The organism is Tahibacter aquaticus (assembly GCF_004363655.1).
Taxonomy (GTDB): Bacteria; Pseudomonadota; Gammaproteobacteria; order Xanthomonadales; family Rhodanobacteraceae; genus Tahibacter; species Tahibacter aquaticus.
In genome coordinates this window covers 1-24897 of sequence record NZ_SNZH01000031.1, presented here as the reverse complement: position 1 = coordinate 24897, position 24897 = coordinate 1, and the positions used below count along the sequence as shown (strand labels likewise).

Genomic DNA, 24897 nt, shown 5'->3' with positions numbered 1-24897 from the left:
CGCCACGGCCAGCAGCCTCACGCCCGATCCGAACCCCGCCAACAACACCGGCACGGATACCACGCCCGTCCTGGTGCCACCGCGTCCGCCGCAGCTGGCACCGGCCTTGACCCCTGCCATGCTGCTGCTGCTCACGGGCCTGATGGCGGGCCTGGCCTTCTTCGAAAACCGCCGCCGACCCCTGCGCCGGCGCTGACGCCCACCCCGGGACAAGGCCCAGGCGCAGGGATGCGCCTGGGTCTTCTCCGCCGGAAAAGTCTTGGTGGGGCGTAGCGTTTTTAAGGAATCGAAAGCGCTGGCGGGGTGAGGTGCAGGCGCCTGGAGCCACAGACCCTGCCCGACTCAACTACCCGGCAAGGGCGTATTGCCGTGACCCTAGGGTTCAGCGCGGCTGACCGTCACCCGCTCCACGGCGTCGAGCCGGCCGTAGGCTAATGGCCTGTAACGGACGGACGGGAAGCCGCTTACCCGTCTTGGCCGCGCAGTACTTGTTGCTCGCTCGGCCAATCGCATGGGCTATTGGCCTCGCTCCGCAGCGGTGCCCCGCAAGGTCAGTGGACCTGATGCCTGTTCCGATTCATCGGGGGGACAGGCCGTCAGGCAAGTGCAGTGCGACGGATGGGCATTCTCGTACGGGGTGCCGCTGCGCATCGCGTGCCTGTGACCAGGCTGGCGCCGGCAGGCAAGGCCGGATCAGGCTGCCTTGTCGCTGTCGGCGGGCGCTGCGGGCGTACCGGGGCCCATGGCGGCGGCCTTGGGTTCGGGTGCGAGCTTGAGAATGCCGTGGCGGATCTCGCGGCTCAGAATCACCTTTGCATCCTTGGCCACGATATTCAGCGCGGCATCGAAATCGAGCTTGCCCGCGTCGTCGGTCCAGATGACGCGCCGTTCGCGCAACTGCTGGATAAAGCCCTTGAACAGGGCATTGTCGAAGAATTCCGGCGCATTGAGTTCGTGCAGCAGGGTCAGGCGCTGCGCCGTCAGGGTGCAGAGTTTTTCCAGTTCCGCCGAGCTGATCGTATGCGGGCCGTGCTTTACCAGTACGGCGATGGTGATGTAGTAGCGCTCGAAGGCCTGCAGCAGGCTGTGCGCCAGGGTGCGCAGCTGGAAGGCCGCATCGCCTTGGCCAGCGCCGCGATTGAGCACGCGGCCGTCCGCGTCCGGCATCAGCACGCCGCGGCGCATGAAGAAATCGACCGTCGCCTGGATGCGCTCCAGGAATCCGCCTTCGTCCCAGGGCAGGAACAGTTCTGACTGGATGAACGGATAGATCAGCTTGGACAGGCGCAGCAGCGAGGCCCGCGCCATGCGCCGGTTGTTGATGAAGCAGCAGGCGATCCAGGCCGATGTGGCGAACAGGTGCAGCACATTGTTGCGGAAGTACGAAAGCAGCACGGCCTGCTTGCCTTCGCTGGTCAGCACGTCGCCGAGCGGATGGCGGATGCGGCGTATCCACTGCATCTGTTCGCCGTAGGCGATGATCTGCTGCGGCGTCATTGGTGTCAGCGTCATGCGCTCGCCGTAGGGCAGCTCGGCCAGTAGTGATTTATACAAATCCAGTTGCGTAATAAGGTCGGTTTCGGCCATCGCGTGCTTGGGCGTGGCGAGCAGGGCCACGGCCAGCAGGTTGATCGGGTTGACGTCGGCGGCGCGGTTGATGCTGATCTGTATGCTTTCGGCCAGGGCGTCGACGCTGCGGCCGAACCACTCCGGCTTCTCCTCGTGGGCGCTGGCGCGCCAGTCGGGCGCCTCGCGCTGCAGCAGGTCGTCGAGGAATACCGGCTCGCCGAAATTCACCGCGACACGGCCGTAGCGCTCGCGCAGCTTCTTGACCGAGCGCAGCAGGCCGAGCAGCGATTCCTTCTTCTTGGCCTGGCCCGACAGCTCGCCGATATAGCTGTTGCCTTCCATCAGCTTTTCGTAGCCGATGTAGACCGGCTGGAACACCACCGGCCGCCGGCGCGATTCGCGCAGGAAGGCGCGCAGCGTCATCGCCAGCATGCCCGCCTTGGGCTGCAGCAGCCGGCCGGTGCGCGAGCGGCCGCCTTCGATGAAATATTCCATCGACACGCCGCGGGTATACAGCTGGCTCACGTATTCGTTGAACACGGCCGAATACAGCGCGTTCGCCTTGAAGCTGCGGCGCAGGAAGAACGCGCCGCCGCGACGCAGTATCGGACCGACGACAGGCAGGTTCAGATTCACGCCGGCGGCGATATGCGGCGGCACGATGCCGTTGGTGTACAAAAGCCAGCTGACCAGCAGGTAGTCGATATGGCTGCGATGGCAGGGCACATAGATCACTACGTGGCCGGGCGCGACGGCGCGCACCTGGTCGAAGTGGTTCATGGTCACGCCATCGTAGAGTTTGTTCCAGAATGTGCTGAGCATGAACGACAGCGAACGGACCACGGTATGCGAGTAGTCCGCGGCGATTTCCACCGCGTAGTCGTGCGCCCGGCGCATGGCCAGTTCGCGCGTGAGGTTTTCCTTCGACGCCGTGGTGGTGACGAATTCCTGTACCGATTCGGCATTCACCACCGCGTCGACCACGGTACGCCGGTGGGACAGGTCGGGACCGATCACGGCGGCGCGGATGCGATGGAAGTGCGCACGCAACACGCGAGAGATCTTGCGCACCGTGCGTTCGCGCGGCTGGTCCCGTTCCTGCACCAGCACGCTGCGTAAACTTACCGGAGTGGAAAATTGCACATGAGTGTCGCGGCCGTTGAGGACAAGTCCCAGCACGCGGCGGAAGCGCCCGACCACGACCCAGTTTTCCGAGAACAGCACGCTGAACCAGCCGGATTGGCGGTTCGGCGCACGGCCGACGAAGATCGATACCGGTACCAGCTGCACGTCGGCGTCGGGCAGCAGTTCCAGCTGCGCCACCAGTTCCGCCAGCGGCTGGGTCGGCGGGCGCCGACGCGCCGGGTTCCAGAACAGGCTGTTGCGCATCGAGGTGGCGAAATAGCTGCGCTTGCGCCGGGTGGACAGGTTTGGCGGCGGAATCAGTGCCGAGGGCAGGCCGGCTTCGCGACAGGCCTGTTCCAGGATCAGCGCATCGGACAGGCCGTAGCGCTCGGTCACGTAGATCACCGGCACGCCGGGCAGCAGCAGGCTTTTGGGATCGGCCGGATCAGGCTTGATGCGGATCCAGGATTCGAGCAGGCGGCCGAACAGGCGCAGTCGCCAGGGAACGCGCGGTGCTTCGGTGCCGCGCTGGGGGGAAGAAGTGGTGTCGTCCATGCGGCGGATTGTAACCGGCGCCAAAAAGAACGCCGCCAGTCGGCGGCGTTCTTTGCGTTATCGCCGCGTTAAAAGCGGCGATATTTGTGCATCAGCCGTTGGCCGGTGCAGCGGGAGCGACTTCGCCCGGAGCCTCGTCCTTCTTCTTCAGGCTTTCCAGCATTTCCTTGCCGAACCAGCGGTCGCCGACCTTGACCAGGTCGCTCTCGACGCTGAGCGGCGTGTTGAGCAGGGAGTAGTCGATCTTGACCTTGGCGCTGTTGGCATCCGAGGACAGCGTGGTGGCCTTGACCGAATCCAGGGTCTGGTCGATCGAGAAGCCGTAGACGGCCAGCACTTCCTTCAGGCCGAGGAAACCGACGCCGATCTTGCCCATGGCCTGCTCGTAGCTCAGCGCGCGCGCTTCGTCGAGGGTCTTGAGGTTGAGCTTGCGGGCGGTGTCGCAGACGATCTTGATCGACTTCTGCGCCAGTGCCGGATCGGTGAACTTAGCCGTGCTGACCCAGTTGCCGAGTGCATCGACGGCCTGTACGGCCTGCTGCTTCTGGGCGTCGTTGAGTTCCTGGTTCTGCTGGATCGAGCTTTGGATGAAGCCCTTGCCCATGGCGACCATCATCGGCATCTGCTGCGCCATCTGCGCATCCATTTCTTTCAGCTTGGGCTCCAGTTCGGCCCACAGCTTGGCTTCGGCATCCGACGCGGTGAGCTTGGTCATGTTCTCGGCGAACTTGGCCTTGTCTTCCTCGGTGGCCGGTTCCTTGTTCATTTCCTTGCTGTAGTCAGCCTTCGCCTTGGCGTATTCATCCGGCGGCAGCACGCTCTGCAGCAGTGCGTCGAAATTGCCGGCCTTGACGTGCTGCACGGAGGCGAGGATGGCGCCGTCCGGCGTAGCGGCTGCCTTGGCGGCGACGGCCGGCGGCGGCGCGGTAGCGGTCGGAGCTTCTTCCTTGCCGCAACCGGCCAGAGCCAGACCCAGCGCAGCAGCCAGCGCGATGCGAGCGAATTTCGTGGACATGTTTTTCCCCAGGGTTCGATGTAGGTGAAACAACGCCGCACTTTAGCCGAGAGCGCTTGTGCATTCCAGCAAACGAGTGTGCGGCAGCGCCCGGAAAACCCACGGGTGCACAAAAGAAAAACCCGGATGTTCGTGAGAACAGTCCGGGCAAATCCGGCAGAACCGGAGGGGGAATCGCATTGTTTCAGCGCAGTCGGCGATGTGGAGTTATTGCCGCGCCTGGTTCAGGTACGGCTTGCATCGTACTGCCTGAATCGACTTAAAGCAATACCTTATGAATCTAGGCTCAAGGCTTTGAATTGAGGCGTTTTTACAGCGACTGGGCTATCGTTGCCTGGATCGCCAGTGCGGCGGCGCGCGGGTCGTCGGCCTGGCGGATAGGCCGGCCGACGACGATGTAGTCGGCGCCGGCGGCGAAGGCTTCGGCCACGTCGAGCGTACGTTTCTGGTCGTCGCTGTTGCCCAGTGGACGTATGCCCGGACAGACCGTGATCAGGGCGTGGTCGACCTCGCGCCGCAGTGCCGCAACTTCCAGGCCCGAGGACACCACGCCGTCGCAACCGGCGGCCAGTGCGGCCTTGGCGCGCGACAGCACCAGTTGCTCGGCATCGCACTGGAAACCCATATCGTCGAGATCGTGCTGGTCCAGGCTGGTCAGGGCGGTGACGGCCAGCAGTTTGATGTCGCCCTTGACGGCTGCGGCGGCGCGCATCATGCCGTCGTTGCCGTGAATGGTGCAGAAGTATACAGGGTGGCGGGTAAGGCCTTTCACGGCCGAGGCCACGGTCGCCGGTACGTCGAAGAATTTCAGGTCGACGAAGATCTTCTTGCCGCGGGCGGAGAGGTCTTCCAGCACCTGGAAATACTCGCCGCTGGTCAGCAGCTCCATGCCGATCTTGTAGAACGTCACCGCGTCGCCGAGGCGTTCCACCCATTCCAGCGCCTGCGCCCGGGTCGGCACGTCGAGGGCGAAAATCAGGCGGTCGCGCGGATCGATATTCTTGGCTGCATGGTTCATGGGTTTACTCCGTGCGCAGGAAGTCGCGGCGGATGCGGTGCTTTTCCGCCGCATCCGCACCGCGCTGGTTGCCGAGTACGGCGCTGTCCCAGGAGCCGTAGGTCGGATTGGGCAGCATGAACCAGCGCTCGCCGAACCACGTGTCGTACGGCTTGGCTGCCTCACGCCGTGCGGCGACGGTATTGTTTTCCACATCGATAAAATCGCCGAGCTGGTCGCCGACCATGGCCAGCACGCGGTATTTGCGCCCGATCAGTTCGCGCCGGCAGGCCTTGCTGCTGCCCTGCGCTTCGCAGCCTTCGACGATGGTGCCCAGGCCGAGGAAGACTTTTTCCTTGTCCGGAATCGGAAAGCCTTCGCTGCGCAGATTGGCCAGGGTGGCGTCGTTAAGGTGTTCGGCGCGGTTGGTCAGATAGAACACGGTGATGCCCTTGGTCGCGGCGGCCTTGGCGAAATCCAGCGCGCCGGGCAGCGCCTTGGCACGCTGTTCGCGGCACCACTGGTCCCAGCTGAATTCGTCGAACTCCTGCGCGTCGCGGATCAGGCGCGCCTGATAGGGCGAGTTGTCCAGCACTGTCTCGTCCACGTCGACGATGACGGCGGGCTTGAGGCCTTTGCTCGGGTTCTTGCGTTCTTCCCTGGGCAGCGCGTCCCAGTCTTTCTGCTTCAGTGCCGCGGCCAGCTGGCGCGTCGCCTGCGCATAGATGCCGCGGTAGCTCAGGTCGTGTTCGAGCGAACCCTGTGCCCACAGCGTGGCGTTGAGATTGGTTTCAGCGTAGCTCAGCGCCGGCGGCGCCGGCTTGGCCGCCTCGGTGGTGGCGACGGGTTTGCTCGTGTTCGTCGCGCAGGCGGCGAGCAGCAGCAGGGGAAGCAGCACAGACAATCGCTTCATTGCGAACAGTTCCGATGGGCGCGCAAGGGGCGGCGATTGTAGCGCGGGCACCGGCGCGGCTCGCGCCGCGGCGGATTCAGTCGGCCAGCAGGCTGGCCAGGCGCGCCAGGTGCGAGGCGGCCACGTCTTTTTTCGATTGCGCGTCCTGCTCGGCATCGCGGCCGTCCCAGTGCAGATCGTCGGCGGGAATCTCGCTGAGGAAGCGGCTGGGATCGTTCCTGAGGATTTCGCCGAAACGCTTGGAGCGGGCCGAATAGCTCAGGCACAGACGCTCCTTGGCGCGGGTGATGCCGACGTACATCAGGCGGCGTTCCTCGTCCAGGCGGCCTTCCTCGATGCTGCCTTCGTGCGGCAGCTGGCCGTCCTCGACACCGACGATGAAGACGAAGCGGAACTCCAGTCCCTTGGCGCCGTGCAAGGTCATCAGGCGTACCGAATTGCCCGGGTCGTCGCGGTCGGAGTGGGTAAGCAGGGCCAGTTGCGCGGCGAGGTCGCCGGCGCTGCTGGCGCCTTTCTGCATGGCGCGGAACCACTCGGCCAGCTCGGTCAGGTTGTCCAGGCGGCGCTGGCGCGCGGCTGGATCCTTGATTTCGCCGACCAGGTGCTCGGCATAGCGCGTGCGCCGGATCAGTTCTTCCACCAGTTCGGCGGCACTGCATTGGCGCGCCTGGGCGCGCAGGCTGGCGATCAGGTCGGCAAAGCCGGCCAGCGACGAGGCCGAGCGCGCCGCCAGCTGCTTGAGCACGCCGTCGCTCTGCGCCGCTTCCAGCAGCGAGGCGTGGCGCTGCTGGGCCAGCTCGCCCAGTTTCTCCAGTGTGGTTGCACCAATATCCCTTCGTGGAATATTCGCAATACGCAAGAATGCGGAGTCGTCCTCGGGGTTGGAGATCAGGCGCAGGTAGGCCAGGATGTCCTTGACCTCGCCGCGGTCGAGAAAGGCCGTGCCGCCGCTGATGTGGTACGGCACGCGCGCCATGCGCAGGGCTTTTTCCAGTGCGCGCGACTGATGATTGCCGCGATAGAGGATGGCGAAATCCAGCCACTTGGCCTGGCTTTTCTCGGCGATATGCGTCAGGTCGGCGGCGACGCGTTCGGCTTCGTGCTCGTTGTCCTTGCATTCCATCACGCGGATCGGCGGGCCTTCGGGCAGGTCGCTGAACAGCTGCTTGAGGTGCTTGTGCGGGTTGTTCGCGATCAGCTTGTTGGCCGCCCGCAGGATGCGCTTGCCGCAGCGGTAGTTCTGTTCCAGCTTGACCACTTTCAGCGCGGGATAGTCGCGCGCGAGGTCGTCGAGGTTTTCCGGATTGGCGCCGCGCCAGGCGTAGATCGACTGGTCGTCGTCGCCCACCGCGGTAAACATGCCGCGCGGGCCGCACAGATTGCGGATCAGGCGGTACTGCGCCGAGTTGGTGTCCTGGTATTCGTCCACCAGCAGGTAGCGGATACGTTCCTGCCAGGCATCCCGGGTTTCCTGGTCCTGCTCCAGCAAGGTCAGCGGCAGGCGGATCAGATCGTCGAAATCCACTGCATTGAAGGCGCTGAGGCGCTTCTGGTAGCCCTCGTACAGCTGCGCAGCTTCCAGCTCGCGCGGACTGCGCGCGGCGGCCAGCGCCTGGGCCGGGTCGAGGCCGTTGTTCTTCGCCGTCGACACCAGGTTGCGCAGCGCCCACAGCTGGTCGTTCTTGAGTGCCTTGGGCAGCAGATCCTTGATGATGGACTCGCCGTCGTCGGCGTCCAGGATGGAGAAACCTCGCTTCAGGCCAAGCTTGGCGTGCTCGATCTGCAGAAACTTCAGCCCCATCGCGTGGAAGGTACAGACGGTGAGATCACCGGCGGCTTCGCCGGACACCAGTTTGCCTACGCGCTCGCGCATTTCCCGCGCGGCCTTGTTGGTGAAGGTGATCGCCGCGATCTTCTTGGCCGACATGTGGCGGCGCTGCACCAGATGGGCGATTTTCTGCGTGATGACGCTGGTCTTGCCCGAGCCTGCGCCGGCGAGCACGAGCAGCGGGCCATCGCAATAGTCGACGGCGGCACGTTGAGCGGGATTGAGCATCGGAAGGCGGATCGCTGTGCAGGGAGGCGGCGGCCATCGTCACCATTGCCGCGGGCGTCTATTCTGCCCGGCCCGGGCGCGGCGCTCCAGTTCCCGCTATCATGCCCAGCCCCGCCGCCGATCGTTGCCGCGCATGGCCAAGCTCTATTTCTACTACTCGGCCATGAATGCCGGGAAGACCACCACCTTGCTGCAAAGCGCGCACAACTACCGCGAACGCGGCATGCGCACGCTGATCTACACGCCGCGGCTGGACAACCGCTTCGGCGAAGGCGTGGTCGCTTCGCGTATCGGCCTGAAGGCCAACGGGCGGATTTTCGAGCGCGACGACGACCTGTTCGAACTGACCCGCGCCGAGCTCGACGGCCAGGGCGGCCTGCACTGCGTGCTGGTGGACGAGGCGCAATTTCTGAGCAAGGCGCAGGTGTGGCAGCTGACCGAGATCGTCGACGCGCTGAACATCCCGGTCCTGGCTTACGGCCTGCGCACGGATTTCCGCGGCGAGCTGTTCGAAGGCAGCCAGTACCTGCTGGCCTGGGCCGATTCCTTCAGCGAGATCAAGACCATCTGCCATACCGGTCGCAAGGCCACCATGGTCGTGCGCGTGGACGAGCATGGCCGTGCCGTTACCCAAGGGCCGCAGGTAGAGATTGGCGGCAACGACCGCTACCTCTCGGTCAGCCGCGCCGAGTTCAAGAAGATCGTCAGCGGCGAAGGCCGCATCGAGCTGAAGCAGACGGAATTGCCGCTGTAGCCGCGGCAATTCCGTGCCGGCCGCCTATTGTTTGACCAGTTCAACGCGCCGGTTCTTCGCCCGGCCGGCCTCGTCCTCGTTGCTGGCCACCGGCGCGGCGCTGCCCATGCCCTGGGCGAGCAGGCGGTCGGCACTGATACCGTAGTCGCCGCTCAGTGCTGCGACCACCGCGTCGGCGCGCTTTTTGGACAATTCCATGTTGTAGGCTGCGCTGCCCTGATTGTCGGTATGTCCGGCCACCACCAGCTTGAGCGCGCCATCGGCCTTGAGCAGGCCGGCGATCTCGTCCAGTTGGGGCTTGGATTCGGGCTTCAGCACGGCCTTGTCGAAGTCGAAATAGATGCCGTAGACCGCTACCTTGCCGCCGCTCGCGATGGCCTGGGCCATTTCGCTGGCCTTGAGCGTGACCATTTTCTGTTCGCGCGCCTTGGCTTCCAGCGTGACCACGATAGCGACGGTGCGCTCGTTCAGGGCCTTGCAGTACAGATCGTCCTTTGCCGTATAGGCCAGGATGGCGACATGGGTTTCGCCGGTGCCGGCGGCCAGTTTGAGTACGCCGTAGCGCAGGTCGGCCAGGTTCATGTCGACCGCGCAGGCGGCGTTGCTGAAGCTTTCGGCGTCGATGGCAGACTTCGGCATCAGGTAGTTGATCAGGCCCTGCTCGCCGCCGCCGTGGCCGGCGCCGTAGGCGACATCGCCGCCGCACTCCTCGGCCTTGCATTCGTACAGTTTCTGGCCGCCCTTGTCCTGCACCAGCTGCTGGTAGTTGCGTAGCACTTCCAGGCTGCTGCGTCCTGCGGGCAATACGTAGACGGTGCGCGTCAGCTTGCCTTCCAGGGTTGCCTGCGACGAGGCCTGCTGCAGGCGGTTGTTCATGCCGTCGCGCTTGTCCTCGTCGGGATGTGGCTTCAGCGTGGCCAGGGGCAGGGTGATCTCGTCGAAGGCCTTGCCCTGCTGGTCGACGATGAACGCGCCTTCGTAGCGGCCCAGTCCGGCCGGATCGGCCGTGCCGGCCTTGTCCGCCGTGGGAATCGTGGCATCGGCCTGGGCGAGGCCGCAGCCCAGGCCCAGCAGCAGGCAGCAGAATGAACGCAGGAACATGGCACACCTCGGCCGGCATGACCACGCAGCGTGGCCTGCCCGGTCAATACGCGGTTTGGCGCGCAACCATGAAATGCGTCAGTGCTGGCAGCGTGGACAGAAAAACGTGCTGCGCTGGCCGAGGGTGATGACCTTGACCGGCGTCGCGCACTTTCTGCAGGGCTGGCCGCTGCGGCCGTAGACGAACAGTTCCTGCTCGAAATAGCCCGGCTGTCCGTCCGGACTGATGAAATCGCGCAAGGTCGTGCCGCCCCGGCCGATGGCATACGCGAGAATCTGTTTCACCGCGACGGCGAGTACCGCGTAGCGCGCACGGGATACCTGGCCGGCCGCGCGGGACGGATGGATGCCGGCGGCGAACAGCGCCTCGGCCGCGTAGATGTTGCCGACCCCGACGACGATCTTCTGGTCCATCAGCAGCAGCTTCACGGCGGTCTTGCGCTCGCGCGACAGGTGCCACAGATAGTCGCCGTCGAAGTCGTCGCCGAGCGGCTCGGGGCCGAGTCCGGCCAGCAGCGGATGTATTTCGCCCGCGTTCTGCCACAGTTGCGAGCCGAAGCGGCGCGGATCGGTATAGCGCAGCACCTGGCCCGAATCCAGGCGCCAGTCGATGTGGTCGTGGCTGCCTACCGGCGTAGTTTCCGGCAGTACGCGCAGCGAGCCGGACATGCCCAGATGCAGCAGGGCGCTGCCGGCCTGGGTATGTACCAGCAGGTATTTGGCGCGGCGTTCGATGTCGTCGACGCGCTGGCCGGGCAGCAGTGCGATCAGCTCCGGCGCGATCGGCCAGCGCAGGCGCGGCTGGCGCACGATCAGCTTGTCCACGCGCCGGCCGACCAGGTGCGGGGCTAGGCCGCGGCGTGTGGTTTCGACTTCGGGCAGTTCAGGCATCAGCGTTCCGGGGCGGCGGGCAGCAGTTGCTGCACCTGGGCTTCTTCCAGCGGATACAGCAGCGGCGGCTGCATGCGCAGGGCGGCGTAGCGGCCATCGTCGCGCCGCCACAGGCGATAGTCGATATGGCCGCCGGCGCCGTCCAGCTGCACGGCAATCGCATCGGCCGGCGCGGTTTCGCCGCCGCCTTTGACCTGGCTGGTCGCGACCGCGCTCCAGGCGGCAATCAGTTCATTGTGGATTTTGCCATTTATCTGCACGGTGGCCAGTTGCTGCAACGGCGCCATCAGCCGGCGCTCGACCTCGGCCTCCGGCGGCGCCAGCAGCCAGGCGCTGAAGCGGTCCGGCACCAGCGCGATCGTGCCGCCGACGCGCACATAGCGGTCGCCGCGGATGGCATCGGTACCGCCGAACTCTATGGCTTGGCCGTCGAGGTCGAGAATTGCCTGGGGCGGCTGCAGGCCGATCTTGCGCGGATCGAACTTGCCCGCCTCGTGCAGGCTGCGCGGCGGTGCCGAGACGATGGCGAGCAGGCGTTCGATCGCCTGCGCCTGCGCCGGCATGTCGAAGGGCTCGCGCATCTGCCAGCCGCTGTCGCGGCGTTCGAAACGGCGCAGCGGCTGGTTGCCGTTGCGTACGCTCAGCGCCTGCACGCGGCTTGTTTCGATCGTGGTCAGCGGTGTCGCGCTGGCGGTCTGTTCCTGCTTCACCACCAGCCAGGTCAGCAGCGCCAGCAAGGCGGCGCCGCTGCCGAGCATAAGGTTCTGGCGCAGATGGCGACGCATGGCTAGCGGCGCCGGCGGCGGCGCCAGGCCAGTACGATGCCGCCGATGGCCAGCAGCAGCGGCAGCACGATCAGCAGCCCCACGCTGAGCACGGTCAGCCGCGTCTGCGACAGCGTAATCAGCCGGTCCGGCGCGCCGCGATCGGGCACGGCGATCAGGGCATCGTCGGCGAGGAGCCAGTTGAACAGGCGCTGGCCCAGTTCGCGATTGCCGCCGTTGGCGAGGAACTGGTTAGAGAGGAAGTCGCCATCGCCGATCACCACGGCGCGCTGCTCGCGCTTGTCTGGCCGTGGCGACAGGCGTTGCAGGGCGAAGGCGAGATCGAGCGGGCCGCGCATTTCGTCGCTGTCTGCATCGAAGCGGATGGTTGCGCTGGATTCGCCGGCCTTGGGCATGGCGCCGGTTTCGTTCCAGCTCTGCGCGCTGCTGCGCAGCAGCGGCTGCATCTGCCAGCGCGGTGCGGTGAGCTGGGCCAGTGGCACGGCTTGCGGAAACAGCGTGGTCAGTTCAAGGCCATGAGTGATCGGATGGTCGGGATAGCGGCTCAGCGCGACGAAACTGGGGTCGCCCAGGCCCAGCGCTGCACCAGTGCCGTCGACCAGCAGACCGGGCAGCGCACGTATCGACAAGGCGCTGGCCAGCGCATCCAGGCCGGCGTTTTCGCCCGGTTCGGTCAGCCACAGCACGGCGCCGCCGCGTTCGACCCAGTCGACGATTTCTACCACAACGCCCGCGGCAATCGGCACGCGCGGATTGGCGACGACAAGCAGGTCGGTGTTTTCCGGCACGCGTGCGCCGTTGCCCAGTATCAGCGGCACGCAGCGCACGCCCTGGCTCAGCAGCAGCTGGGTGAACTGGCCCAGATCGGCATTGCCGCTGCCGTCGGCCTTGCGCTCGCCGTCGCCGGCCAGGAAAGCAACCATGCGCTCCTGCGTGCGCGACAGACGCAGCAGGGCGTTGGAAAAGGTCTTTTCGTCGAGCAACTGCAGGCGTTCGCTGCGCTCGCGGTGGCGCAGGTCGATCTCGCCGTCGATGCGCACGCCCAGCTCGCGCATCGCAGCCGGATCGGCGGCGGGATCGACGAAGCGTAGCGCGATGTCGGATTTATGCACTTGATAGCGTTGTACAAAACTGCTGATTGCGCCGCGCAGGCTGGCGTTGTCGCTGGCGTAGGAAACCACCTCGACCGGGCCGTCCAGCCGCTTGAGCAGTTCCACGCTCTGCGGCGCCAGCGAGGTGTTCTGCGCGCTGCTCCAGTCGGTACGGAAACCGAAGCGGGTACTCAGGAAGCCGACCAGGGCCGCCAGTGCCAGGCAGAGCAGGGCATGGGCAAGGCGATTGAATCCCGCGCGCATCAGTCGGCGCTCCGCAGGCTGGCGACCTGGCGCGTGGCCAGGGCCAGGAACAGCGCCGTGACCAGGCCGAACCAGACCAGGTCGACACTGGCGACCACGCCTTCGCTGAGCGGGCCGAAATGGCTGGGCAGGGCCAACCAGTTGATGAAACCGAATTCGACCTTGGCCGCACGCGCGCCCAGGTCGACCGTGCAGAGGACCAGGTTGATCAGCAGCGCCAGCGCCGCGGCCAGGATCGGCTGCGTGGTGACGCTGGAGGCATAGACGGCAATGGCAGCCAGCGCGCTGGCCAGCAGCCCCAGCGCGAGCAGGTTCGCCGCCAGCCGCCCGAAGTCCAGCGGCGTGGTACCGATCAGGCTGGCCGGCATCAGCGCGGTCAGCGCGATCAGCAGCAGCAGCCAGCCCAGCAGGCCCAGCCATTTGCCCAGCACGATGGCGCCGTCGCCGATGCCGGCGGCCAGCAGCAGGTTCAGCGAATGCGCGCGGCGCTCACCGGCGATGCTGCGCGAACCCAGCAGCGGCACCAGCAGCAACAGCAGGATGGCCAGCCAGCCCAGCACCGGGGCAGCCACCTGGGCGCTGGCGCCAAGGTTGAGCGAATTGCCGGTGCTGTCCTGCAGGCTGAGGAACGTATCCAGCCGGCTCAGGAACAGCCAGGCCAGCACGGCGACCACGCCGGCCAGCAGCAGCCAGGGCCACGCCTGTACGCGCAGGCGCCGCCATTCGTGTGCCGCGAGGATCAGGCTGGCTTTCATGCGGCGGCCTCGGCCGGGTTGTCGAGGTCGGCGGCGATGCGCAGGAACAGCTGTTCCAGCCGAGCGGTTTCGCCCGGCTGCACGGTAGCGACGTGGCGCAGCTTGCCGCGGTGCAGGATGGCGATGCGGTCGCAGCAGACCTCGGCCTCGGCCAGCAGATGCGTGGACAGGATCACTCCATGTGCCGCGCGCAGGCTGGCGATGAGTTCGCGCATGCGCAGCGACTGCACCGGGTCCAGGCCCGATGCCGGTTCGTCCAGCACGACCAGCGCCGGGCTGTGCACCAGTGCCTGGGCAATGCCGACGCGCTGCTGGAAGCCCTTGGACAACTGGCCGATCAGCTGGCGCCGCACTTCGCCCAGATCGCAGCGCTCGATTTCCCGCGCCACGGCCGCGTCTGCTGCACGCCGGTCCAGGCCATGCAGGCGGGCGCAGAAGTGGAGAAATTCAGCGACAGCGAGTTCTGCGTGCAGCGGCACGCGTTCCGGCAGATAGCCGATGCCGCGGCGGCCGCGCTCGGGCTGCTCGTGCAGGCTGGCACCGTCGAGCAGCACCTGGCCCTGGTCGGGCGCGAGCACGCCGGCAATCATGCGCAAAGTGGTCGACTTGCCGGCGCCGTTGATGCCGAGCAGGCCGAGCACTTCGCCTTTGTGCAGATCCAGGCTCAGCTCGTCCACGGCTGCGCGTCCGGCGAGCCGGCGCGAGATGCGATCGATGCGAAGCAAGGGGGCGGAGGTGTTGGCGGTCACAAGAGGTCGATTGTGGCCATCCGCCGCCACCCCCACAAGCACGCATTCAGAAACCCGGCAAAAACGCTCGTTTGACTGCCTGGCACTTGGTTTGCTTCACGTAGTCCCCACAAACGCCGTCGCGTATAGTCTTCGCACCGCCTCCCCATCTAGCTGGCTCCTTAACCTATGTTTAACGCCGCAACCGAATTTTTGACCGGTGGCCTGCTCCAGGCCGACTGGCCGTGGCTGGTCGCCTACTTCGTCCTGGTGACGCAGCTGACCATCTTCTCGGTGACCCTGTACCTGCATCGCAGCCAGGCACACCGCGGCGTGGACTTCCATCCCGTGCTGAATCACTTCTTCCGTTTCTGGACCTGGTTCTCCACGGCCATGGTGACCAAGGAATGGGTGGCGATCCATCGCAAGCACCACGCCAAGTGCGAGACCGAGGAAGATCCGCATAGTCCGGTGATCTACGGCATCAAGAAGGTGCTGTGGGACGGCGTAGACCTGTACCGCCAGGCGCGCCGCCAGAGCGAAACCATGGACAAGTACGGCCTGGGCACGCCGAACGACTGGATCGAGCGCCGCGTCTATACGCCGTACCCGGAAGTCGGACCGACCCTGATGCTGTTCCTCAGCTTCGCCCTGTTCGGTCTGTGGGGCGTGGTGATCTGGGCCTGCCAGATGATCTGGATTCCGTTCTGGGCCGCCGGCGTCGTCAACGGGCTGGGCCACTGGTGGGGCTATCGCAATTTCGAAAGCAACGACACCGCGACCAACCTGACGCCCTGGGGCGTGATCATCGGCGGCGAAGAGCTGCACAACAATCATCACGCCTTTCCGAGTTCTTCCAAGTTCGCCCTGCGCAAGTGGGAGCTGGACATCGGCTGGGTGGCGATCAAGAGCTTCGAATTCTTCGGTCTGGCCAAGGTGCTGCGCGTGGCGCCCAGCCTCGACGTGCGGCCGAACATGCACCTGCCCGACGGCGACACCATCAAGGCGCTGATCGCGCACAAGTTCCAGGTGATGACCGACTACTTCGGCAATGTCATCGCACCGACCCTGCGCGAGGAAGCCGCGCAGGCCGGCAACAACCTCAAGGATCTGCCGCGCCGTCTGCGCCGCGCCCTGTCCAGCGGTGGCCGCTGGCTGGACAACGATGCACGCGAACGCCTGGGCCAGTGGGTCAACCAGCGCCCGACCATGGCCACCGTGATGGAATACCGCGGCCGCCTGCACGAGCTGATGGAAAGCCGCAACGGCGAGGCCATGCTGGAAGGGCTGAAACAGTGGTGCCGCGAAGCCGAGGCAAGCGGCATCCGTGCCCTGCAGGAGTTTGCTGCACGCCTCAAGGGCTATTCGCTGGTCGGCGCACACTAAAACGTCGCGCTTTCCACAATGCTGTACCCCAAGGGCGCCGTTGGCGCCCTTGTCGGTTCTGACTCCAAATCCGGTCGAAATGTGACGGAAATCGCCTATTGCGCGGTATCGCGCCGAAGCTAACAATGCGTCGGCGCATGTTGCGCCTAAGGGGAAAATCCGTGAACAAGCTGTCTGGCTTTCTGCTGGCTTCCGTTGCCGTGCTCGCTGCATCGACTGCGTCGGCGTCGGAGAACGATTCCAATGTCGTGCTGACCAACAAATCGGCATGGGCCATCCACGAGCTGTATTTCTCGCCGACCACCTCGCGCGAGTGGGGCCAGGACCAGCTCGGCGACAAGACCATCGAAAACGGCGATACCTTTACCTTGAACGGCGTGCCCTGCGGCGCCTATGACGTGCGTGTCGTCGACGAAGACGGCGACGAGTGCATCCTCGAAGACGTGGGCCTGTGTGCAGTCAAGGACACCTGGGTCATCACGGACAAGGATCTGCTCGGCTGCCAGGCCGCTTCGAAAAGCGAGTAGTCGCGTTTCGCTGTCGCGCCGCGGCCGCTTCGCTGGAGCGGCCGCCTGGCGCGGCATATGCGCCAGTCTCGATGCAGCACGGCACAGTGTTCGCCGGCCGTCGTGTCCGCCTAGACTCTCCGCCTTGCATCTGTGCCGGAGCCTGTCTTGAGCGAATCCAGCGAACCCACCGGCGAAGCATTGCCGACGACGCAGGCGCGCCGCGTCGCTTTCGAAAGCCTGCGCGAGCGTACCGACGAGCTGGAACTGATCATCTCCGGTATCAGCCTGCTGGCACTGCTGTCGTTGCCCGGCTGGCTGCTGGAACACTGGACTCGTCTTGAATTACATGCGGAAGGCCAGCGCCTGCAGTTGCTGTCGCTGGCGTTCCAGCTGGGCAGCGGCCTCAGTTCCACCCTGGCGTGCGCCTTCCTGCTGCATCTGGGCGTGCGTGCCTATTGGGTTGGTCTGATCGGCCTGAAAGCGTCCTTTCCCGCTGGCATCCGCTGGCAATCCATTCGCAGCATCGGCCCGATCACTGCCGCCTACCATCGCCGTACCGCGCCCGATCTCGATGCCTCCATCGATGCGGCCGATCGCGTGGCTTCCATTGTTTTTGCGCTGGTCAGCCTGGTCGCGCTGTCCATGCTCTGGATCGGAGGCCTGCTCGCCGCGCTGACAACCCTGGTCATCGTCACTGCCCAGTTGCTGGGCTTCGGCGAACAGGCGGTCGGTCAGTTTGGTTTGTATGCATTTCTGTTTTTGACCCTCATTGCGTTGCTGCCGGTGCTGTTGCTCGACAGCCCCTGGGCTTCGCGCTTCCTGCCGCCCGGACCGCCGTCGGTCTGGCGCCGGCGTGCGGTGGAGATGGCGATCCGTTTCCAGGCCATGGTGTTCCCGGTGCGCCTGGCCATGCCGGTTCAGCTGTCGCTGGAAAGCAATCTGCCGCGCTGGACCTTCACCGTGGTTTTTCTGGCGCTGATCTTCGCCAGCGCTGCACTCGGCAGCCTGCAGGTGCGCGTTGCGCGCCAGTTTGCGGTGATATCCAGCTACGACTATTTCACCGACAGCGACGCCGATGCCGGCCTGCGCAGCGCGCACTACGAAAGCCTGCGCAGCGAACGCGACGTGCTGGCGCGGGTGCCGCTGATTCCGGCCGACCAGGTGGCCGACGGCCATCTGCGCGTTTTCCTGCCGTATCTGCCCAGTCGCGACAATCCGGTATTGCGCCAGCGCTGCGCTGCCGCGGCTGATCGCGCGCAGCGCCAGGCTTGCCTGGCCGCGCTGTGGCAAGCCAGCCTCGATGACACGCCGGTGGATCTGGCGGGGTTCGTGCTGGCCGAGCGGCGCGACCTGGGCCAGCGCGGCCTGCAAGGGTATCTGAGCCTGAACGGCCTGGCGCCAGGCCAGCACGAGCTGCGCCTGCGCTGGAACGCTGCCGCGGCAACCACGGCAACTACTGCAAGTACGGCAGGTGCGGCGACAACGGCCGACTACCGCATTCCATTCTGGTTTTCGCCGCCGTTCCAGCAGGATCTGGCGCCGCCACCGGGCTGACTAGGCAGTGCAAGGCGGCGTCGCCGGCGGCGGCAGACGGGGTGTAAGGTCAGGTTTCCTTTTCCCGACATGCTGCTTAGTATTGGCGCGTCGGAAAAATTTTCTGATTCTGAAAACAGGGCGAAAGCCGCGATACCGTCCGGCGCCGCTTCGGTGTCGTGGCGTTGGCGATCTGCCCGTCCTTGATGCTGGACTGTGCTGTTTGGAGTGGACCGATGAAATTGCGAATTCGGGCGTTCGTCGCAGCGGTGCTGAGCCTGGGCGCTGGTCTGGTCCATGCCCAGCTGCCGCCGGCGGTCGCGCCGGACAAGACGCCGGCAGACAGTGTGCAGCCTGCTCTTGTCGCCCCTGCCGATTCGCCGGCTGCACCGTTGGATGCCGCCGATGTGGCGGCCTATGTCGATGGCGTGGTCGCGGCCTACCGGCGCCGGCTGGGCATCGAAGGCGTCACTGTTGCGGTAGTCGATGCCCGCCGGACGCTGTTGCTGCGCGGCTATGGGCTGGCCGCACAGAGGCCGGAGCGGCGGGTCGATCCGAGCGACACCTTGTTCCGCATTGGCTCGGTGTCCAAGACCTTCACCTACCTGGAAGCGCTGCGCCTGGCCGACGCGGGCAAGCTGAAGCTTGATGCACCGGTCAACGACTACCTGCCGCCGGCGCTGCAATTGCCCGCGGACGGATTCAAGCCGGTATTGGTACGCCACCTGCTGACGCATTCGGCTGGCTATGAAGATTCGGCGCTGGGTCATCTGTTTGCGCGCTCGCCGCAGGCGGCCCTGTCGCTGCAGGAGTATCTGGTCGAGCACCGGCCGGCGCGCGTGCGCGATGTCGATGTGCATGCGGTCTACTCCAACTACAGCGTGGCATTGCTCGGGGCGTTGCTGGCGCAGGTCGAAGGCCTGCCGTTCGAGGCGCTGACCGAGCGCGACCTGTTCGCGCCGCTGGGGATGTCCTCGACAACCTTTCGCGAGCCGCTGCAGGCGAGCGACCCGCGCAACGCACCGGCAACGCTGCAGGCGCGCTGGTCCAGCGGCTTCGTGCGCGAGGCCGGGGGGGTCAGCGCGAAGCCGTTCGAATACATCGCCCAGATCGCGCCGGCGGGATCGGTGTCCAGCACCGCAGCGGATATGTCGCGCTACCTGCGCATGCTGCTCAATCGCGGCGAGCTGGATGGGCAGCGCATCCTGCCCGCCGGCGTATTCGACCGGCTGGAACAGGATGCGCCGCTGCGCAACGCCGCCGACGCGACCGGTTTTTCCCACGGCTTCTTCCGCCGCCGCTACGGCGAAGTGCAAAGCTTCGAGCACGGCGGCGCCACCTTGTACTTCCATTCCTATCTGATGGTGGTGCCCGAACTCGGCTTCGGCGTATTCGTCTCGACCAACACCGACAGCGGCCGGCGCCTGGCGGCCGAATTGCCGCAGATGCTGGTAGAGCGCTATTTTCCGCGCGCCCGTCCTGCGGCATTGCCTGTGCCGGCCGCCGACTTCGCGCGGACCGGGCAGGAATATGCCGGCACCTATCTGGGCGAGCGGCGCAACTACGGCAATTTTGAAAAATTACTGATTGCGACGAATGCGCAGGTTGGCATAACGGCGGATGGCTATCTGACCCTGTCCAGCGGCGAGGAAACCTCGCGCTGGGTGCTGGAGAAGCCCGACGTGTTCCGCGCCGTGCAGGGCTCGGACCGGCTCAGTTTCCTGCGTGACGGCTCCGGCAAGGTGACAGGTTTCGTTTCGCCCGGCGGCCATGACGTGTTCGACCGGGTTGGCTTGTTCGGCAACAAGAACAATTTTTTCCTGTTGCTGGGATTGGCCGGGCTGAGCGCTGCCGGTGTGCTGTTCGGGCAATGGCAGCGGCGGCGTGGCAGCAGTGTTTCCCGTGCCACGTTCAGCGCGCGCTGGCTGGGCCTGACCGCGGCGAGCTGGCTGCTGTTCCTGGTGCTGTTCGGGCTGGGTGTGGCGCAGCTCGGCGACGAGGCCGTGGCCATCTTCGATTATCCGACGGGTCTGCTGCGCCTGGCGCTGTGGCTGGTCGTACCGGCGCTGCTGCTGACCGTGCTGTGCGTGGTTCTGCTGCCGCGGGCCTGGGCAGCAGCAGAATGGAATCGCTGGCGCAAGCTGCGCCATAGCGCGGCAGTGCTGGCCTTCGTTCTCGCTGGCATCAGCGTCTGGCTGTGGAATGCGGTGGGCTGGAGGCTCTGAAGCGTGTATCCGGCGGGCCGGCTCGGGCAGATCCTGCCGGCGCGCCAGGCTCCCGGGCGGGCCCAGGATGCCGCGATGGGCGGGATCAGTCCTGCAATGGACCGGAAGGGGTTGCGCAAAGCGGGACGCTTCGGCTCGCAGCAAGGAACAAAGCCGGCTCCGCCAGGCGGATACATCGGCGTGGCAGCGTCTTGGGTTTCCGGTCATCGCCGCCCGGTGTCCGCAATGGCGAAACCCACAAACAGGAAACCCGCCGGTGGGCGGGTTTCCTGGGTATTACTTGATCTTCGCTTCTTTGTACGCCACGTGCTTGCGCACTACGGGGTCGTACTTCTTGATTTCCATCTTTTCCGGCGTGTTCTTCTTATTCTTGTCGGTGGTATAGAAGTGGCCGGTGCCGGCGGTGGAGATCAGGCGGATCTTGTCGCGCTTGGATGCCATGAGTTATGTCTCCTCAGATCTTTTCGCCGCGAGCGCGGAGCTCGGCGATGACGACCTCGATACCTTTCTTGTCGATGGTACGCAGGGCGTGGTTGGAAAGGCGCAGCTTGATCCAGCGGCTCTCGCTCGGCACCCAGAAACGGCGCTCGTGCAGATTGGGCAGCCAGCGGCGGCGGGTCTTGTTGTTGGCGTGCGAGACGTTGTTGCCGCTCAGCACACCCTTGCCAGTAACTTGGCATCTACGGGCCATACGTACCTCATCGTGTTCATTGGGCCACCCTTGGCCAGGGCGGTATCGGCCCAGCGACATGCCGTGCATGCCACGCATTGCTGGAAGGCGCTTGCGTCAGAAACTGCGCGGGTGCCCCGAAACGCGTGCCGGGACATCGGGCCCGGAACCGGGCGCCGCAAAGCGAGCCGCGCTTTATAACAGGCCGCGCCAGGCAGGGCAAGCGGACGGGGGCAGGCGAGCGCCGCCGCCGCATGCCCGGCGCTGACCGGCCAGCACCGAGTTGTGGGATACTCCCGCCCCTTTTCCCCACATCGTTCGATACCGGAGACCTCATGTCCGATAACGCCGCCAACGGTCAGGCCGCCGCCCAGGCGCAGCTGTCCGTGCAGAAGATCTACATCAAGGATTCGTCCTTCGAAGCACCGGCCGCGCCGCACATCTTCCAGGAGCAGGGCCAGCCGCAGATCCAGCTGCAGCTGGGCCAGCAGGTCAACGGCCTGGCCCAGGACGTGTACGAACTGGTGCTGAGCGTGACCGTCACCTGCAAGCTGGGCGAGAAGACCGCGTATCTGTGCGAAGTGCAGCAGGCCGGCATCTTCGGCGTCGCCGGTTTCGACGAATCCAACCGCGATGCGGTACTGGGCAGCTACTGCCCCAATGTGTTGTTCCCGTATGCCCGCCAGGCCATTTCCGACATGGTCCAGAATGGCGGTTTCCCGCCGTTCTTCCTGCAGCCGATCAACTTCGACGCGCTGTACGCCGAAGCCCTGTCGCGCCGCGCGGAAGGCGGCGACGCTCCAACGCTGAACGCCTGATCGCATGACTGCGCAAGCCCGGGTTGCCGTCCTGGGTGCCGGCTCCTGGGGCACTGCGCTGGCCAGTCTGCTCGCGCGGCATGGCGTCCATACCACCTTGTGGGGACGCGATGCCGCGGCGATGCAGGCCATGGCCGCCACGCGCGTGAATGCGCGCTACCTGCCGCACAGCCCGCTGCCGGCGGAACTGCATTACAGCGCCGATCTGGCCGCCAGCGTGGTCGATGCCGACTGGCTGCTGGTGGTTACTCCCAGCCATGCGTTCGGCGAGCTGATCCACAAATTGGCCGAACTGCCGTCGCGCTTTCATGGCCTGGCCTGGGCGACCAAGGGTTTCGAACCCGGTACCGGCCGTTTCCTGCATGAGCTGGTCGAAGAGACGCTGCCGGGCCAGCCCACCGCCGTCGTTACCGGGCCGTCCTTCGCCCGTGAAGTGGTCGATGGCTTGCCCACCGCTGTCACCGTGCATTCCGACCACGCCGATTTCGCCCAGACCGTGGCTGAGCAGCTGCATGGGCCAACCTTCCGTGCCTATACCGGTACCGACATGCTCGGCGCCGAGCTTGGCGGTGCGATGAAAAACGTATTGGCCGTGGCGACCGGCGTCGCCGACGGCATGCAGCTGGGCTTGAACGCCCGCGCCGGATTGATCACCCGTGGCCTGAACGAAATGCTGCGCCTGGGCGTGGCCCTCGGCGCACGCGCCGAGACCCTGATGGGCCTGGCTGGTCTGGGTGACCTGGTGCTGACCTGCACCGGCGATCTGTCGCGCAACCGCCGTCTCGGCCTGGCGCTGGGACGTGGCACGCCGCTGTCGCAGGCGGTGAAGGAAATCGGCCAGGTGGTCGAAAGCGTGCAGACCGTCGACGAAGTCATGCGCCTTGCGCTGCGCCACGCCGAGGAACTGCCGATCGCGCAGGCGGTGCAGCGTGTACTGCACGAGGAAATCACGCCGACCGAGGCGCTGCGCCAGCTGCTGGCGCGGGAACAGAAGCCCGAATATCCGGAATAGGCCGGCCCGGCCAGGCCGGCTGCATAACCGCCGCGTGACGGCGGTTATGCATTTTGCATAGGTCTTATTTTGGCTTTTTCGCTTTTTCCAGCGCTGCCTGCACCGAGCCGGCGGTAATCGGATGCATGCCCGGGCGTGCCTTGAGGAAAACGCCTTCGGCGAAGCTCAGGCCTTCCGGTGTGGCCGCCAGCGCTTCCCAGGTTGGCATCACCAGCTTGCGCCGGCCGATGCCGATGAGGAATTTCTCGATCGCCGGACGCGCATCGGCAAAACCGCTGCGCACGGTCAGCGGATACCAGCGCTGGGCGATTTCGCCGTTGCTGGTGCCGTTCAGATGCAACGCGGCGTCGAGTTCGGCCAGCTTCTTGGTATCGAGCGTCTGTGGCAGTCCTTCGAGGAAGCGCACGCTTTCCTGGGTGCTCCACTTGGCTTCGGCCAGGGCGCTGGCATTGCGCACGCCACCCAGCCATTCGCTGCGCGCCGCGTCGACCTTGTCGAAGCGCGGCGACTTGGCGGCCTGGGCCGATTCCGGCAGGCCTGGCTGGCGCAGCCATGCATCGAGTTCCGCTGGCTTGACCTTGCCTGGGTTCTTGTCCAGCAGGTTCTTCTGCAGGAAATCCAGGAATACCTGGCTGTCCACGCTCTGGAACGCGTGCTGGTCGAACCAACTGCGCAAGAATGCGTCGAACTTGACCCGGCCGACCCGGCTTTCGAGGAAGCTCAGGAACCAGGAACCCTTGATATAGGCGACGTCGGTCAGCGCCTCGTCCGGATCGCGGTTGACCAGCGGTGCCAGCAACAGCAGCTGGTCGTTCGGCGCCAGCTCGGCCATTTCTTTTTCCAGCCCGAACTGGCTGATCACGTCTTCCATCTCGGCCTGTTCGCGGCCGTATACGGCTTCGACGATGCGGCCTTCCACATAGCTGGTAAAGCCTTCGTTGAGCCAGATGTCTTTCCAGCTCGAATTGGTCACCAGGTTGCCCGACCAAGAGTGCGCCAGCTCGTGCGCGACCAGGGAAGTGAGGCTCTTGTCGCCGACGACTACGGTCGGCGTGGCGAAGGTCATGCGTGGGTTTTCCATGCCGCCGAAAGGAAAGCTTGGCGGTAACACCAGGATGTCGTAGCGGCCCCAGCGATAGTCGCCGTAGAGCTTCTCGGTCGCGACGATCATCTTCTCGGTGTCTTCGAATTCCTTGGCGGCTTTTTCGACCATGCCGGGCTCGGCATACACCGCCGTGCGCGGGCCAGTGCTCTTCACGGCGATGTCGCCGACGGCAATGGCCAGCAGGTACGAAGGTATGGGCTTGTCCATCTTGAAATGGAAGCGGCCCTTTTCCATGTCCGCTTTCGGATCGTTGTTCGCGCTCATCACCGCGCGCAGCGGCTTGGGCACGCTGATGTCGGCGCTATAGGTGAAGCGCACCGCTGGCGTGTCCTGCAGCGGCACCCAGGAACGCGCATGGATGGCCTGGGACTGGGAGAACAGGAACGGATGCAGCTTGCCCAGGGTCTGGATCGGCCCCAGCCACTGCAGGCCGGAGGCTGCCGGCGAGGTGGCGTATGACACCCGCACCTTGGGCGCCTGCTGCGGCATCTGCACCAGCAGCGGTGTGCCGAGGATTTTGTCCGGCTTGCCCAGGCTGAATTCGGCCGGTGTTGCCTTGCCGGCGGCGTCGATCAGCTCGACCTTGGCGACCGCGATATCGCGCGTGTCCAGGCGCAGTTCGCGTGCCGACTTGTCTTTCCATTCCAGACTCAGTTCGGCGGTGCCGACCAGTTGTTGCGTCTTGAACGCGACATCGAGGTTCAGCACCAGGGATTTCACCTGGACCTTGTCGATCTCGGCGAAGGAGTTCGGATCGTTGGCCGCCTGGGCCGAAACGGCAAACAGCGCAAGCGCGGGCAGCAGGGAATACAGGGATGCCATGGCGACATTCGGTAGTCGGAAGAAGCGCCGAGTATGCCACGCTGTCCGCCGCCTGCAGGCTGCCGGAAGCCCTGCGCGATTGGCATTTTCCCGGCGGCCCGCGGGCGCTTGGGAAGCGCTGGCCTAGGGCCTGTTAACACATCCGAAGCCCATCAGCGATCAGAGCGAAGCTGATAAAGCCCAGGAACATCACGTCGAGCTTTTCGAATCGAGAGAAG

22 protein-coding genes are annotated in these 24897 nt (G+C 65.4%); 8 read left to right on the top strand and 14 right to left on the bottom strand.

The window, feature by feature from the left end; genetic code table 11:
• A partial coding sequence (locus tag DFR29_RS29520) for a hypothetical protein (RefSeq protein ID WP_166654403.1) occupies nt 1-196 on the top strand: 196 nt, incomplete at its 5' end.
• 497 nt (nt 197-693) lie between these two features.
• Here DFR29_RS29520 and plsB read toward each other — a convergent pair.
• From plsB to DFR29_RS27955, 5 genes are all read right to left on the bottom strand, one after another.
• Nucleotides 694-3249: a glycerol-3-phosphate 1-O-acyltransferase PlsB gene (gene plsB / locus DFR29_RS27975; protein ID WP_133821939.1), complete on the bottom strand. Its 2556-nt coding sequence runs from the start codon at nt 3247-3249 to the stop codon at nt 694-696.
• 91 nt (nt 3250-3340) lie between these two features.
• Nucleotides 3341-4264, bottom strand: coding sequence for a hypothetical protein (locus DFR29_RS27970; protein ID WP_133821938.1), 924 nt, complete (start codon nt 4262-4264; stop codon nt 3341-3343).
• 310 nt (nt 4265-4574) lie between these two features.
• Nucleotides 4575-5282, bottom strand: coding sequence for an orotidine-5'-phosphate decarboxylase (pyrF, locus tag DFR29_RS27965; protein WP_133821937.1), 708 nt, complete (start codon nt 5280-5282; stop codon nt 4575-4577).
• 4 nt (nt 5283-5286) lie between these two features.
• Nucleotides 5287-6174, bottom strand: coding sequence for a 5'-nucleotidase, lipoprotein e(P4) family (locus DFR29_RS27960; RefSeq protein ID WP_133821936.1), 888 nt, complete (start codon nt 6172-6174; stop codon nt 5287-5289).
• Between the two features lie 76 nt (nt 6175-6250).
• Nucleotides 6251-8230: a UvrD-helicase domain-containing protein gene (locus DFR29_RS27955; protein WP_133821935.1), complete on the bottom strand. Its 1980-nt coding sequence runs from the start codon at nt 8228-8230 to the stop codon at nt 6251-6253.
• Nucleotides 8231-8363: 133 nt separating this feature from the next.
• On the opposite strand from DFR29_RS27955, the gene DFR29_RS27950 reads away from it, so the two are divergent.
• A complete protein-coding gene (locus tag DFR29_RS27950; RefSeq protein WP_133821934.1) occupies nt 8364-8984 on the top strand; it encodes a thymidine kinase in 621 nt (206 codons plus the stop codon).
• Between the two features lie 24 nt (nt 8985-9008).
• Here DFR29_RS27950 and DFR29_RS27945 read toward each other — a convergent pair whose 3' ends face one another.
• The 6 genes from DFR29_RS27945 to DFR29_RS27920 form a co-directional block, all read right to left on the bottom strand.
• Nucleotides 9009-10085, bottom strand: a complete 1077-nt coding sequence (locus DFR29_RS27945) for an OmpA family protein (RefSeq protein WP_133821933.1) — start codon at nt 10083-10085, stop codon at nt 9009-9011.
• Nucleotides 10086-10163: 78 nt separating this feature from the next.
• A complete protein-coding gene (gene mutM, locus DFR29_RS27940) occupies nt 10164-10976 on the bottom strand; it encodes a bifunctional DNA-formamidopyrimidine glycosylase/DNA-(apurinic or apyrimidinic site) lyase (protein WP_133821932.1) in 813 nt (270 codons plus the stop codon).
• Nucleotides 10976-11761, bottom strand: coding sequence for a DUF4340 domain-containing protein (locus DFR29_RS27935; protein ID WP_133821931.1), 786 nt, complete (start codon nt 11759-11761; stop codon nt 10976-10978). The genes mutM and DFR29_RS27935 overlap by 1 nt, the downstream gene beginning before the upstream one ends.
• 2 nt (nt 11762-11763) lie before the next feature.
• Nucleotides 11764-13116 carry a GldG family protein gene (locus DFR29_RS27930; RefSeq protein WP_133821930.1) on the bottom strand — a complete coding sequence of 451 codons (1353 nt, stop codon included), beginning with the start codon at nt 13114-13116 and terminating at the stop codon, nt 11764-11766.
• The gene (locus DFR29_RS27925) at nt 13116-13871 is read right to left on the bottom strand and encodes an ABC transporter permease subunit (RefSeq protein ID WP_133821929.1); all 756 of its coding nucleotides are present in this window, start codon (nt 13869-13871) and stop codon (nt 13116-13118) included. Before DFR29_RS27925 ends, DFR29_RS27930 begins: the two co-directional genes overlap by 1 nt.
• On the bottom strand, nt 13868-14548 hold the full coding sequence (locus DFR29_RS27920; RefSeq protein ID WP_243746203.1) for an ABC transporter ATP-binding protein: 681 nt from the start codon (nt 14546-14548) through the stop codon (nt 13868-13870). Before DFR29_RS27920 ends, DFR29_RS27925 begins: the two co-directional genes overlap by 4 nt.
• A gap of 240 nt (nt 14549-14788) precedes the next feature.
• Here DFR29_RS27920 and DFR29_RS27915 point away from each other — a divergent pair, with 240 nt between their 5' ends.
• The 4 genes from DFR29_RS27915 (at nt 14789) to DFR29_RS27900 (ending at nt 20252) form a co-directional block, all read left to right on the top strand.
• Nucleotides 14789-15985 (top strand): DesA family fatty acid desaturase, encoded by a 1197-nt coding sequence (locus DFR29_RS27915; protein WP_133821927.1) that lies wholly within the window; start codon nt 14789-14791, stop codon nt 15983-15985.
• Nucleotides 15986-16146: 161 nt separating this feature from the next.
• The gene (locus DFR29_RS27910; protein WP_133821926.1) at nt 16147-16512 is read left to right on the top strand and encodes a hypothetical protein; all 366 of its coding nucleotides are present in this window, start codon (nt 16147-16149) and stop codon (nt 16510-16512) included.
• Between the two features lie 147 nt (nt 16513-16659).
• On the top strand, nt 16660-18048 hold the full coding sequence (locus tag DFR29_RS27905) for a hypothetical protein (protein ID WP_133821925.1): 1389 nt from the start codon (nt 16660-16662) through the stop codon (nt 18046-18048).
• 215 nt (nt 18049-18263) lie between these two features.
• On the top strand, nt 18264-20252 hold the full coding sequence (locus DFR29_RS27900; protein WP_166654402.1) for a serine hydrolase domain-containing protein: 1989 nt from the start codon (nt 18264-18266) through the stop codon (nt 20250-20252).
• A gap of 276 nt (nt 20253-20528) precedes the next feature.
• Here the strand turns inward: DFR29_RS27900 and rpmG are convergent, their stop codons facing one another.
• Both rpmG and rpmB read right to left on the bottom strand, forming a co-directional pair.
• Nucleotides 20529-20693: a 50S ribosomal protein L33 gene (gene rpmG / locus DFR29_RS27895; protein ID WP_133821923.1), complete on the bottom strand. Its 165-nt coding sequence runs from the start codon at nt 20691-20693 to the stop codon at nt 20529-20531.
• 13 nt (nt 20694-20706) lie between these two features.
• Complete coding sequence (gene rpmB, locus DFR29_RS27890) at nt 20707-20943, bottom strand: 50S ribosomal protein L28 (protein ID WP_133821940.1); 237 nt, start codon at nt 20941-20943, stop codon at nt 20707-20709.
• Nucleotides 20944-21257: 314 nt separating this feature from the next.
• Here rpmB and secB point away from each other — a divergent pair, with 314 nt between their 5' ends.
• Nucleotides 21258-21740: a protein-export chaperone SecB gene (gene secB / locus DFR29_RS27885; RefSeq protein WP_133821922.1), complete on the top strand. Its 483-nt coding sequence runs from the start codon at nt 21258-21260 to the stop codon at nt 21738-21740.
• A gap of 4 nt (nt 21741-21744) precedes the next feature.
• Nucleotides 21745-22752, top strand: a complete 1008-nt coding sequence (locus tag DFR29_RS27880) for an NAD(P)H-dependent glycerol-3-phosphate dehydrogenase (protein ID WP_133821921.1) — start codon at nt 21745-21747, stop codon at nt 22750-22752.
• A gap of 64 nt (nt 22753-22816) precedes the next feature.
• Here DFR29_RS27880 and DFR29_RS27875 read toward each other — a convergent pair whose 3' ends face one another.
• A complete protein-coding gene (locus DFR29_RS27875) occupies nt 22817-24679 on the bottom strand; it encodes a M1 family metallopeptidase (RefSeq protein ID WP_133821920.1) in 1863 nt (620 codons plus the stop codon).
• Nucleotides 24680-24897: the final 218 nt, after the last annotated feature.